The organism is Trueperella sp. HMSC08H06, from assembly GCF_001808465.1.
Taxonomy (GTDB): Bacteria; Actinomycetota; Actinomycetes; order Actinomycetales; family Actinomycetaceae; genus Trueperella; species Trueperella bernardiae.
In genome coordinates, this window is the sequence record NZ_KV793362.1 from 1 (window position 1) to 13301 (window position 13301).

Below are 13301 nucleotides of genomic sequence, written 5' to 3' on the forward strand. Positions count from 1 at the left end.
CCGGCCGGCCCCCGCGGGGGCCGGCCGGCGAGGCATCTATCCGATCATCGCGATCGAACTCCACCCATGGCCCGCCTCCTTCGCTGGGCCCCAACCACTACCGGTGTTGTGGTAGCTGAAGAGCTTGCCATCGTTTCGGATGCCGACGAGGTCCAGGCGCCCATCACCGTCCGTGTCGCCGGGAACGGTCACGTGGGTGAAGGCATCCCACCCGTGACCGATGCGATCCGCGAGGCTGATGTAGCCATCGGAGGAGCCGGCGTAGAGGTAGAGGCCGCCGTCGCGTCCTGTCGCGATGACATCCGATACGCCGTCGCCGGTGAGATCTCCGGCTGACATGATAGAGCGCATGTCTCCCCACGAGTGGCCAATCTTCGTCCCTGAGTGCATACCCGAGGGGGTGAGCACGTAGCGGTACAGATCCCCGCTGGGAACGTGACGTGCCACGACGAACTCGCTTCGCGACGAACCGATCCTGCCGACGTAGGCGAGGTTGTCCAGGTTCGACCAGCCGTGGCCTGCCTGCTGCCCGCGGGTGAGAAAGCCATCGCCTTGCGAGTTGTAGAAGAAGGCACGCCCGTCGTCGAGAGTCACGAGCATGTCCGCGCGCCCGTCGCCGTTCATATCCGGGATCGGAGCCATGGAGGCGAAGTTCTGAGCGTCGCAGGACACGACACCCTTGCCAGCGAACTTGCCGTTTCCGAGGCTCGGGTAGAACCGGAGATGACCGTCGGCGTCGATCGCCCACAGGTCCGCGAAGCGATCGCCGCTTGCTTCGCCGAGTCGATCAGTGGCCTTCGCCGGGGTTGACGGCCTGTCGATCGTCTCGCACACCGGCTCGGCGGGCTCGTCCGGAACGACGGCCTTGTCGGGGAACTGGTGTGTCCACGTGGTCTGCGCCTGGGGATCAAGTGTGATGCCGTCCGCGAGTCCGTCCTTGAGCTGCGCGCTCATCTGCGCGACGTAGCCCGGCTCGACAGAGTGAGTTCCGGGGGAGAGGAGCGTCGATCCAAGAAGGTAGTCGACGTACTCCGACTCGGGAACGGTGATGGTCAGGTTCTCATCGTCCCAGGTCGGCTCGTCCGGGACGATCAACGTTTCGAAGGTGTGAACCCACGGGATGAACTTGCCGTCGTTGTCGTAGAAGGAGTCGCTGAAGTAGTAGCCGTCAGCGGGCTCGGCGGTCACGACGAGCGTCGAACCGGCTTGTCCTTCGTGGCTGCCCGGCGTAACGGGCGCGCCGTCGACGAGGTAGGTGACGCCCTCGGTGGCGGGGATGGTGTAGCTCAGGCCGTCGTAGGTCGGCTCCGCGGGCTCAACGAGGGTCTTCGGTGCGCCCGTGCCCCGAATGACCTGAAGCTCGCCGGCAGACATGACGGTTGCGTCTGTGACGCTCGGCTGAGCGTTGAGGCCTTGGAACCGGAGGTACTTGGCCTTAACGCCGTCAAGCGAGACCAATTGGCTCTTGGTGGAGTCCTCGAAGGATCCCCTTGCGACCGGTTCGCCCCAACCTGCCGGGTCGGAGGGCATCTCGTTGGCCGCGTAGATCTCGTAGTCCTTGACGCGACCGTTGACCTGACCCTGCCTCGGGGTGTAGACGAAGCCGCACAGGTCTACCCCGTCCTCGCCAACTTGCAGGTCGATGTAGTGGGGGTAATCGGGGTGCGAGTTCTGCCACGCGGTGTGCCAGAAGGTGGCGGGGTTGCCGTCAACGGCTGCCTCCTTAGGCCCGTTGGGGGCTCGCTCGCCAGTCAGCTCCTCCGAGGATGCGCCCACCGCCGTCGGAGATGTTGGCAATCCGCAGACTGCCGAGATAGTGGCGCGGACGTTCGCGCTCTGCTCGCCGGCGGTGACGTTGAAGACGAACTCCGCTTCGCCTCGATACCAGTCAGGCTTGACCTTGAAGGTCACGTCCTTCGCTTCGCCGGCGCCGATGGTGTCGATGGTCTGAGCGCCGGGGGTGATGAGCCAGCCGTTCTTCACGGGAGGCTTCACGACGACGTTGGTGAGGTTGGCGTCCGTGCGGTTGGTGATCGTCACGGTCATGGTGGCCGCCCCGGCGTCGTCGGCGGAGGGGTAGGCGGTGAGGGGGTTGGCGGCGACGGTTGCGGTGAAGGTGCGCGTTGAGGGCTCGATCTTCCACACGTCTTCCGTCATGTCGCCGGGCAGCTGGACGATTTCGCCGGCAGCGGGCTTGGTGTCCTTCTTGGTCCCGTTGAACTCGACGAAATCGATGTGCTCCTCGGCGCCGGTGGCGACTGCCAGGCGTTGGAGGGTCACGGCGTTGACGATCTCGAAGGAACCGTCGCCAGTTGTGAGCAGCATCCACTTTTGCGGGTTGCGCTCGGCGTAGCCGCTGTTACCGGCCTGGTTGCCCGTGTAGATCTTGGACACGTCCACGCAGGGACGGGCCTCGGGGCGCGCGCCAACCTGGGTCACCGTGGAGAGGTGCTTGTAACCGGAGACAACCGACAGGCACTGGTTGGTCGCCATGTTCTTCAACTGGTAGTAGTGGTCCGGCGTGGAGGTCAGCGTCCATTCGTCTCCGTCCCCGAGCGAGGCGTTACCCGCGAGTTGGAGGGACTTGCCGGCCGGCTGAGAGATCGTGTAGACGCCGTCCTCAAGCGGCTTGCGGTTGATGTTCTCCCACATGGGCGAACGTTCGATCTTGTCGACGCGCTTCGCCTTGAAGTCCGCGTAGGTCGGGTTATCGGAGGGGTTTCCTCCGCTCCACGTGATCTGTGCGATGTAGCGCATCGCCTCGTAGACGTCGAGTTCGACCTCGTTTTCGGTTTGCTTGACGCCGTTGTCGGGCCAGATCGAGAGCTTGGCGCCGAGGATGTTGTCGGTCTTAGACACGACGCCGTCGCGGCCCTGGAAGATGTTGACGTCGAAGTTCGGGTCGTTGTACAAGAAGGCCGGACCGTTTGCCTGGATGGGGTAGGGGGTGGCCCTGGCGAAGTAGAGTTTGAGGTTCGCGTTGACCAGCCGGTAGCCGTCGTTAGCAAGCTCGTTGGCTGAGCGTCCAGATCCGAGCCAGTGCTCGACTACGATGTCCTTGTCGAGCGTGACGGCGTGGGTGGCGACGATTCCGTCGTTCCAGATGCGCAGCGTCTTGCCTTTGGCCTTGACATAGCTGTTGATGTCGTTGATGAAATAGGTGAAGGCGTCGGCGCCGGTAGCCTGACTATTGCCGGTGACCTCCCTGGCGTAGCGGGCCAGTTGTGGGTAGGTGGCGTAGCTTGCCCCCATGAGGTACTCGTCGGCGCCCATGTGCCAGTAGTTGGTGGAGAAGACGCCGTCGTACTCGTCGATGAGTGTCTTGTAGAACTCCACGGCTTGCGGGTTCGTGATATCGAGGCGATCGACGCTACCGTTGCCGGCTTGGTCCTTCAGTTGGAACTGGGGGAGGTTCTCCAGCCAGATGTTCATGTGGCCGGGGGAGTTGATCTCGGGGATCACGTCGATGCCGTAGGAGTCGGCCTTCTCAACAAATGCCTTCACGTCCTCGCGCGAGTAGTACGAGAACGTGTTCGCGGCCGGGTAGGCATCCGACTTGAGTTTCATCTCCATGAGGATGGAGTTGAGCTTGAGGTCAGCCATCTCATTGAGGAAACGCTCGATCCACTCGGTGGAGAAGTTGATCTGGCAGGCGCACAGCGTGACGCCGCGCTCCTTGTAGGTGGGTGTGTCCGTCACCGATCCGGCGGGAAGGGTCAGACTCTGGCGGAGCATTTGGGACAGCGTGCGGGTTCCCCAGAATGCCCCGCGCGCTGTGGCGGCCGTGATCGTGACGCCCGCTGGTTGGATGGAAAGGGTGTAGCCCTCCTCGCCGAGGCTCTCCTTGTGGGTGTCGTCGATGACGATCTCGATCCCTGTCCCGTTAGTTGCTCCCGTGACGGAGTCGCCGTTGGTGTAGGCATTGAGTTCGTCGACGAGAAGCTGGGCGCTGCTGGCGAAGGTGTCGGGGCGAACGACTGTCACGTCCTGCGTGGCAGTCCAGGTGCCCTCGGAACGTGCGAACTGTCCGGTCAGGGAGGGGATGGTGGCCGGGATGGGCATGCCCTCGTAGCTGAAGTCGTAGCTAACGGACTGGTCGCCGAAGAACGTGTAGCCATCTCGAGGGGTGGCGGTTACGGTGGTGGCGCCGTTGTTGAGGGTGACGTCGCCCGTGACGATCGCGCCGTTGATCTTGTAGTCGACCCCGGCGATGGTCGGCACAGTGATGCTCGCACCGTTCTCGCTCTGGATAGGCGCGGTGGGGGTCACGATGGTGGCGCCGGCCTCGGTGTGGCAGGAGCCGATGAGGCGAATGTCGCCCACGGACGTCAGGTTCTGGCTGTTGACGAGCGCGGAGAGCGCCTTCAGGGTGACGAACTTGCCGGTTGCGGGCCCCTCAAAGCGGACGACCTGCGCTGAGTCCGTGTTCTCGAAGGTGCCGCTAGCGACCCGGGTGGTGTCGGTGAAGCCGGCGCCATCCTCGATGGGGCTATCCGAGACATGGATCTCGTAGTTGCCGACGATGCCGTTGTGTTTACCGGTTCCACTGCTGCCCTGCCGCTGGGTGTACTCGATGCCCGTGAAAGAACAGTCGGCGATCTGCGCACCTGGGAATGTGCCCACGGAGATCCAGTGGGGGCCGGGGGTCTCGGTATTGCCCACCGACCAGTTGGTGTGCCAGTAGGTGGTCGCAACCCCGTCAATCGCCTTAGCGGCGGGACCGTTGCCGTTGGGCTCCTGAGTTTCCTCCGAATCCGCATACCCGACGTACAACTGGTCGGGGCCGCCGATGAAGGTGTCGGTTGTGTCGGCGGTTGCGGGTGGGGCAGTGAGGGTACCGAAACCGCCTCCCGCCACGACGACGAGTGCTGCCGACACTGCGGCAATAGCTCGCCTAGACCATGATCTGCTTGTGCCTATCACACGTGCTCCTTTGCTCGATGTGGTTGGTTGGTCTTAACGATAATGGTTGGTCGTCGACAGTGACGATGGTCCGCCGTGGCCAGTTACGTCTGTGCCCCTGTGCAACATCGAAGTGACATAGGGGCACAGACGCGAGCGGCCGGCGTGATAGCCAGGCTAAACCTCATGGGATGTGCTTCGAGACCTATCGCGCCTCGAAGCCATGGTCGAGGAGCCAGGCCAAGGTCTGCTCCTTGTGCTTGAACACTGCCGTGTTATCGAGGATGCGCTCGCAGATGCTGCCTAGCTCGTCGCGGATGGCGGCGTCGATTGCGGCGCGGTCGGTGGAACCGGACAGGGCCTCCTTCGTCTCGTCGAATAGAAGGCGGAACGGTTCGAGGTCGGCTGGGAGGTCGGCGCCGGATTCGATCGCGTCCGCGATCAGCGCCAGCTCCGAGTCGAGGCGGCCGGGCAGGATGAACAAGCCCTGGGCCTCGATGAGGCCGATGGATTCCTGCTTGACCGCATGGAATTCGGGGTGGGCGTGAAACACACCCGCCGGGAACTCCTCGGTCGTAACATTCGACCGCAAGATGAGGGACATTTCGTATCCGCGTTCGGTGCGAATCACCGTGGGGGAGGTGGCGGAATGAACGCCCTCATCATCGCGGGCGATTATTCCTAGCTCCGGATTGGAGTAGGACACCCATGCGTCGTGGATCTTCTCGCAGACGGCTACCACGGTCTCCGCGTCCGGGCTGACCACCCGAATGGCGGTGTTGTGCCAGTCGAGGATCTCCACCACGGCATCCGGATGGTCCGGGTCTTGGACTTCCTTCCACGTCTTCGCGGTGTGCATCGGCAGGAGCTCCCCGCCGCCCTGGTAGTGGTCGTGGCCGAGCACCGAGCCGCCGATCCGAGGCAGTGCCGCGTTGCAGCCGATGAACAGCGAGGGGTACTGGTCGACGAAGGAGATGAGCTGACGGAAGGCGTCGGCGTCCACGTGCATCGGGGTGTGAAGGGTGTTGACCGCGATGCCGTGCTCGTCGAGGTAGCCGTAGGGGGAGAACTGCCAGAACCAGTCCTCCGTGCCCATTTTCAGCGGCACCGTGCGGAGCGTGAACTTGGCCCGGCCCGCGAAGCCCTCGTTCTCGTGGCAGATCGAGCAGCGTGGGTAGCCGCCGGCCACCGCGTTTCCCGCCGCCGCCTTCTTCGGGTCTTTGAACTCGGGCTTGGCCTTGTTGATCGTGACGATCAGGCCGCGGGTTTCGAAGCGCGGGTTGCGGTCAAGCACCGCCCGGCGCACGTAGTTCGAGCGGATCGAGTACTCGTAGAGCCAGGCCATCGCGGCGTCCCCGCCTTCGGCGTCGCGCATCTGCGCGAAGCGCTCCTGTAGCTGGGAGGGGATGAGTGTGAGGTAGCCCATCGCCTGGTCGCAGACGGCGTCGGCCTGGTAGTCCTCGATGAGACCCTCGGCGGCCAGCGCCCCCGCGAACTCGGCCAGCAACGCGTCGGGCCGCACGTGCTCGGCCCCGCGCGTTCCGGTCGGCTCGTAGGAGTTGAGCCCGAACATGCCAAAGATCTGGTTGCGCGCCCAGTCCTCGTTGGCCGCCCCGAGCTCGAGGTGGGCCCGGGCGTAGTCGACTAGGGCGTCGATCGCTTCATACACGCGGCGCAGAGTCATTGTTCTTCCTCGCTTTCTAGCGCGCGGCGCACGATCGCATTCATTTCATCCATCTTCTTTTCGATGTCGGCTACCAGCGCCAGTTGGGTGCGGGCCCGCTCCAGGTTGTGAGTGGGGTGCTTCGTTGCGAAGTACACGTCGCCTTCAAGGTAGTCGGTGAGGAACCGCATGCCGCATTCAAGGGTGAGGAGCTTGACGGAGAAGGCTAGCAGCTCGGATTCTTTCTCCGTGATCGCGTCGCCCAGGGTGCTGACGAATCCGCGGCAGTACGCCTCGAATAGCTCGAGGTTGATCCCCATGTTGGCCGGCTCGGGGTCGTCCTCGTCCGTGGTGGCGGCCCCGGTGCGCAGTGCGTCGCCGAAGTCGTACAGCATCGAGCCGGGCATCACGGTGTCGAGGTCGATGATGGCCCGCGCCTCGTGCGTGGTGGCGTCGAACAGGATGTTGTTGATCTTCGTGTCGTTGTGCGTCACCCGGTAGGGCAGTTTACCGGTGCTGAGCCGGTCGGTCACCACGAAGCAGTCGAGTTCGCGCCGCATGTAATCGGCGATCTCGGCCCGCGCGCTCTCGGCCCGGTCGGCGATGTCGGCCTCCACGGCCGCCGCGAGGTTCGCGAACCGGCGTGGCGTGTCGTGGAAGTGCGGGATCGTCTCGGCAAGCTGGGTGGCATCAAAATCGGCGAGGTCCTTTTGAAACTGTCCGAATGCCGCGCCGGCGGCCCGCGTCACGCCCGGGTCGTCCACCACCGAGTACGACACCGTGTGCGGGATAAAGACGTACAGCCTGTACGCGCCGTGCGCCCCGGCGTCGTGAAACAGCTCGCCCTCGACCGTGGGGATCACGGTCAGGGTCTCGCGTCCCTTGGCGGCCACGAAGCGCGTTACGAGGTCGATGTTGCGCATGAGGCTGGCCGGGTCGCGGAAGATCTCCGTGTTGAGGCGTTGCAGGATGAACACCCCACGGCCGGCTTCCACCCGGTAGGTGTCGTTGATGTGCCCGTCGCCCCACGGCTCCAGGTGGGTCACCTCGCCGACGTCGAAGTGACCCAGCACCTGCTCCAGCACGTCGGGCTTGAGTTCCTTGGCGCCCATCAGTCCTCGTAGTCCTTCCACAGGATGCCCGAGCCCTCCAGCTCTACATCCACGCGCTCCCCGCCTGGCAGCGCCACGGTGGTTGCCTGCGGCTGGCCGGTGTTGTTCACGACGGCGTAGCACCGGCTCGCGGGGAAGTAGGCCACTTCGCAGTCGGGGTTGGAGCTCGACCATTCGGCGTAGTGCTCCTCCGCGCCGGCAACCCAGAACAGGATGCGCTCGAGCAGGCGGGCGTTCGTGGCTGAGTAGGGCAGGCCAGACAGGTACACGCCGCGGCCCTTCCCGTAATCGTTGGCGGCCAGCTGGACCTCGCCGCCTTCGGCGCGTAGCACGGCCGTGTCCTGGGAGATCGGGAACGTGTTCGTGATCGTCTCACCGAAATCGAGCGGGGCTTCGAACTCCGCCGTGATGAAGTGATCCTCGGTGGGCTCGGGCCAGTACTTGTCCACGTTGAGCGAGCGGTAGATCTCCTCGTCCACGCCCAGCACGTCGGCCAGCTGGAAGAAGCGGCCCTGCCGGTCGATCGCGGTGGGCTGGCCGACGCCCACGAAGCCCTTGCCGCTGCGCACCCACGCGCGGATCGCGGAGACGAGGGTGGGGTTGGCCCAGGCGTCGCCGCCCGAGTAGGAGGTGGCGGCGGGGCCGGCATTGATAATGACGTCGACGTCGTCGGGCACGCCGCCCTCGAGCACGTCCGCGAACGAGATGAACCGGACGTTCACGCGCATACCCGAGATTGCCTCGAGGATGCCGTAGTAGTTGCGGTTGTACTTGTTCGGCAGCGCGTGCGCGACAGTGAAACCCTGCCAGGAGCGCTGCTCGCCCCACGCGTCAAGGAACGCGACGGTTAACTGAGGCTGCGCGCCCACGCCGCCCGAGCGGTCGTAGATGTCGCGGAACTCGTCGGCAATGTGGGCCACGGCCTCCACGAAGGTCGGGAACTTGTTCGCCAGCGACAGGTAGCCGCCGTAACCCATGCGCTCCAGCGGGGAGCGCAGGATTGCGCGGCGGGCCTTGCGCCAATTGTCCCACGCCTCAATCGAGGGGTCTGCCCCGTCGTAGAAGCTGTCCGGGAAGAAGTAGGGAAGGAAGCGACCTTCGTGGTATCGCACGCCCTTGATGTCCGCGATCATGCGGGTGGTGGTGCCGTCGCCCACCGAACCCACGATCGCGTCCATGCCCAGGCCCGGGTATTCCTTCGAATACGGCTCGGTGCCGATCCACTGGTCGCCAAGGAACATCATGGCTTCCTTGCCAGCGGCGTGGGTCAGATCGACCATGTGCTTAATCATGTGCTGGACCGAGTGGAAGGTGAAGTCCAGCCAGTCGCGCTGCGGCTTGCCGGGGTTGACGAACGACGAGCCGTAGCTACCGGCGTCGACGAAGTCCTCCGGGCGCATCCGGTAGCCGTACTGTTTCTCGAAGTCAGCCAGCGCCTGAGCCGAAACGGTGACTTGGAATCCCGTCCAGTCCACGATCTTCTCGCGCCGAAGGTTGTTGAAGATCAGCGTGAACTGGTAGAAGAACGTGGTGAAGCGGACGACGTCGACGTGCGGGTTGTCCGCCAACCATTTCTCCAGGGTCTCGTACATGAAGTCACGGACCTCCGGGTGGCGCGGATCGAAGGCGATCTCGTGCTCCTTGTCCCCCCAATCGTTCGTGATGTGGTTGTACATCTGGACCGGATCCCAGATGACGTAGGCGAGGAACGTCACGGTGTACTCGTGCATCGAGGTGGCCCCGGTGATCGTGACGCAGTCCGTGGTGGCGTCGTAGCTCCACGACGCCGTGGGCAGGGTCTCGCCGGACGTGCGGTCAATGACCTCCCAGTACTGGGCCGGGTCGTCGTCGTGATTGACCTGGAGCTGCTCTTCAAAGTAGGTGGCCAGCAGCGGGATGGTGACGGATTCGCCCTCGGCGAGGGTGCGCTCCGAGAGCAGGTAGACCTGCGGGACGTACCTCATTTTGCCGACCATAAACTCGTTATGGCCACGGGTGGGGAAGTAGGCCGAGTAGACGCGCTTGCCCAAGTCCAGGACGTCATGGTCAAGCTGCGTGCCGTCTGAGTTGCGGACGGCGTCAGCGCCCCAAAGTTCGGCGAGTTTCTTAGATTCTTCGAAGAAGTTTTCTTCGGTCGGCATGGTGAAGCGGCCGTGTGACATGGTTTCTCCGTGAGGTAGTAGTAGGTGGGTGGTGATCAGCCCTTGACCGCGCCGGCCGACAGACCGGACTGCCAGTAGCGCTGCAGTGCAAGGAAGAGGATGATCAGCGGGACGACGCCGAGCAGGGAGGCCATCATCATCGGACCATACTGCGGGTTGAAGTACGAGGCCATGCCGTACAGACCGAGGGTGATGGGCTTGAGTTCCTGGGAGGAGATCATCAACTGCGGCAGGATGAAGTTATTCCAGGTTGCCACGAAGATGAACAGGAAGATCGTCACCATCGCCGGGGCCAGGATGCGCAGCACCATCGTGAAGAAGATGCGTCCCTCGCCGGCGCCGTCGATGCGGGCCGCCTCGATCAGTTCGGTGGGCACCGATGACTGGACGTAGACCCTGCCAAGGAACACGCCGAAGGGTGAAACCGCGCAGGGGATGATGATCGACAGCATCGTGTTGTCCAAGCCAAGGTTCAAGAACATGATGTAGATCGGCACCGAGAGCAGGGCCACCGGCATGAGCAGGCCGGCCATGATGGTGCCGAGCGCGGCGTTCTTGAACGGGAAGTTGAACTTTGCGAGCGCGTAGCCGGCCATCACCGAGGTGATGGTGCCGATGAGCGCCGCAACCGTGGAGTAGATGAAGGAGTTGCCGATCCACCGCCACAGCAGGCCCTGGGTCCAGCCCACGAGCGAGTCATAGTTGGCGGAGATGGCGGCGGGCAGTGACGGGTTCGCCGTCGTGTCGTTGTGGGAGGCGAACCACAGGCCGAACGTGGTGGTCAGCTCGGAGTTCGTCTTCGTGGAGGCGACGATCATCCAGTAAATCGGGAAGATGAAGTACAGGAGGAAGATGATCATGAACAGGGCGGCGATGACCTTCGAGGTGATCTTCGGTGCGAAGGTGCGGGTGGGGACGCCCTCGATTGAAGGGGTGTAGGTTCGCCCGTCGGGGAGCGCGGCTGTCTTAGTCATTTCCATTCACCTTCCGATCCGTCAGGAAGTAGATCACGGCGAGGACACCGGCGATGATCGCCATCATGATCGCGATGGCGGACGCGGGGCCGTCACCCGAGGGCGTGATGTATCCCTTGGCCGTGTTCAACGCCATCATCAGCGGCGTGTAAGCCTGGCCCATCCAGGTGTTCTTCGTGGCAAGGACGGCGGGCTCATTGTAGAGCTGAATGGTGCCGACGATCGACAACAGGATGGCGAGCAACGCTGCTCCGCGCACCATGGGGATCTTGATGTGGCGCACGATCTGCCAGGATGATGCGCCGTCGACACGGGCTGCTTCGTACAGGTCGCGCGGGATGGCCTGCAGGGCTGCGAGGAAGATGAGCATGTTGTAACCAGCGAACGTCCACGTGGTCATGTTCGCCATGGAGGCGAGAATGACGTTGCTGGAGAAGAAGTCGATCGGGAATTCCACGCCGATTGCGTCAAACAGTGAGTTCAGGGGCGAGACTGTCGGGGTGTAGATGTACATCCAGATGATGGCGGCCACGACGCCGGGAACGGCGTAGGGCAGGAAGTAGGACAGCCGGTAGATGGTGACGTGGCGGAGGATCAGGGAGTCGATGAGGAGAGCCAGGACCAGGGCCAGGCCGATCATGATCGGTACCTGGAAGAGGGTGTAGAGGATGACTCGTCCGATGCCGGCCCAGAACACGTCGGAGCCGACGACGTAGGCGAAGTTGTCAAACCCGACGAAGACCTGCTGAGAATCGCCGCCGCCGAAGGCGCCGCCGCCGACCACGCGGGTCTGGAAGAAGGCCTTGTAGATGGAGACGAAGATTGGGATAACGAAGATAAACGTGAAGAGTGCAGCAAACGGGGCCATGAAGAGCCAGCCGGTGCGGGCTTCGTGTGCCTCGCGCTTTGTGCGCCGATGCTTTTGCGTTGTGGCTGGAGGTTCCTTAACGGTTGTAGACATTATTATTTTTCCATCCGTTTCTGCATCCCGTTCTTTTGCTGTGGGGGCACCTTTCGGCGCCCCCACAGCAAAAGAACAAGTGTTCTTACTTCACCGTCAGGCCGGCGTTTTCGATGGCCTTCTTGGCGGTGTCGGCAGCCTGGTTGAGCACGTCAGCCACTGAGCTGGACCCGCTGCCTGCGGCGGCGGCGTTCTCACCGAGGTTGCTCCACACGGCCGACCAACCCGGGATGTAGAGGAAGGGCTTCATCGCGTCGTTCGCGGTGGCGAACTGGGCGAGTACATCCTCATCGCCGTAGAAGGAGGCGTACTTGGGGTTGGCGGGCTTGTCGGCCGCGGCGACCACGAGACCCTGGGAGGCGAGGTCGTCAACCTGGGTGTTGAACCAGGCGTTGAACTCCATGGCCTGCTCGGGGTACTGGCAGGTCTTGGACACGACGACGCCGGAGCCGCCATCGGGGCCGGTGCCGCCGCCGTTGCCGAAGTCGGGCAGCTGGGCGATGGACCACTTGCCGACGTTGTCGGAGCCGGCCATGTCGTCAGCGAGGAGCGGGGCCTCCCACGCGGCGCCGATGGTGCCGATGATGGTGCCGTCGTTGAGCTTGGACTTCCAGTCAGCGCCCCAACGCTCGATCACGGGCGCAGCCTTCGCGTCGAGCAGCTGCTGCCAGAAGTCGGCGACGGCTGAGGTGCCCTTACCCGTGACGTCGATCTTCCAAGAATCGCCGTCGATGGCGAACCACTGGTCGCCAGCAGCCGCGGACAGTGCCGGGAAGATCGAGCCGGCCTCGTCAGTCTGGAAGGTGGCAATGTACTTGCCCTTCTCGGCTGCCTTCTTGGCGGTGTCGATGAACTCTTGCGAGGTGGTCGGAACGTTGAGGCCAAGCTCCTCGAACGCGGCCTTGTTGTAGTAGTAGACGAGCGGGCCGGTGTCCTGCGGCAGGCCGAAGTACTTGCCGTCGAGCTGCATGGAGCCGAACGGGCCATCACCGAACTTGTCGGCGTACTTCGTGGCGTACTGCGTGACGTCCTGGACGAGACCGCCGACGTAGAGCTCGGCTAGATCGGCGTATCCGGCCTGGAAGAGGCAGGCCGCGTTGTTGGCCGAGACGTCCGTCTGGACCTTCTTGATCAGGTCGGCCGGGGCGCCGTCGAACTTGGTGGAGGTGACCTGGATGTCGGGGTGCTCCTCGTTCCAGCGTGCGACGATGTCAGCGACGGGGACCATGCCTTCGCCGTCGGGCAGGCGGTGCAGGTACTCGATGGTGACGGGTTCACCGGAGGCGGAGGTTTGCGATCCGCCGCTGGTGGGCGTGGTGGTGGACTCCGAGCCGCCTGCACCGTTTGAGCAGGCGGAGAGGATCAGGGCGCCCGAAGCAAAGAGGGCTCCGACCTTAGTGATTGACGAAAGTTTTGTCATGTTTCCTCCCCCTTGAGGATTGTTGTGTCGTGGTGACGAGATTCGGGTTCCGAATCAGTATTGGCACATCGCCTTCGGTGCGCCTCAACTGACCTCGAGCTTAACAC

At 63.6% G+C, this 13301-nt stretch carries 7 protein-coding genes; all 7 read right to left on the bottom strand.

All coding sequences use genetic code 11. From position 1 onward, the window contains the following. Positions 1 to 36: 36 nt before the first annotated feature. The 7 genes from HMPREF3174_RS06415 to HMPREF3174_RS06445 all read right to left on the bottom strand — a co-directional run bounded on the left by HMPREF3174_RS06415 (position 37) and on the right by HMPREF3174_RS06445 (position 13194). Positions 37 to 4878, bottom strand: coding sequence for a family 20 glycosylhydrolase (locus tag HMPREF3174_RS06415; protein ID WP_070448261.1), 4842 nt, complete (start codon positions 4876 to 4878; stop codon positions 37 to 39). Positions 4879 to 5107: 229 nt separating this feature from the next. Further along, on the bottom strand, positions 5108 to 6586 hold the full coding sequence (locus HMPREF3174_RS06420; protein ID WP_070448262.1) for a galactose-1-phosphate uridylyltransferase: 1479 nt from the start codon (positions 6584 to 6586) through the stop codon (positions 5108 to 5110). Next, the gene (locus tag HMPREF3174_RS06425; protein WP_062612735.1) at positions 6583 to 7677 is read right to left on the bottom strand and encodes a phosphotransferase enzyme family protein; all 1095 of its coding nucleotides are present in this window, start codon (positions 7675 to 7677) and stop codon (positions 6583 to 6585) included. Before HMPREF3174_RS06425 ends, HMPREF3174_RS06420 begins: the two co-directional genes overlap by 4 nt. Next, on the bottom strand, positions 7677 to 9839 hold the full coding sequence (gene gnpA / locus HMPREF3174_RS06430; RefSeq protein ID WP_070448263.1) for a 1,3-beta-galactosyl-N-acetylhexosamine phosphorylase: 2163 nt from the start codon (positions 9837 to 9839) through the stop codon (positions 7677 to 7679). Before gnpA ends, HMPREF3174_RS06425 begins: the two co-directional genes overlap by 1 nt. Before the next feature lie 35 nt (positions 9840 to 9874). After that, positions 9875 to 10813, bottom strand: a complete 939-nt coding sequence (locus HMPREF3174_RS06435) for a carbohydrate ABC transporter permease (protein ID WP_062612732.1) — start codon at positions 10811 to 10813, stop codon at positions 9875 to 9877. After that, positions 10806 to 11774, bottom strand: a complete 969-nt coding sequence (locus HMPREF3174_RS06440; protein ID WP_070448264.1) for a carbohydrate ABC transporter permease — start codon at positions 11772 to 11774, stop codon at positions 10806 to 10808. The genes HMPREF3174_RS06435 and HMPREF3174_RS06440 overlap by 8 nt, the downstream gene beginning before the upstream one ends. An 85-nt stretch (positions 11775 to 11859) precedes the next feature. Next, positions 11860 to 13194 (bottom strand): ABC transporter substrate-binding protein, encoded by a 1335-nt coding sequence (locus HMPREF3174_RS06445; RefSeq protein WP_062612729.1) that lies wholly within the window; start codon positions 13192 to 13194, stop codon positions 11860 to 11862. Positions 13195 to 13301 lie beyond the last annotated feature (107 nt).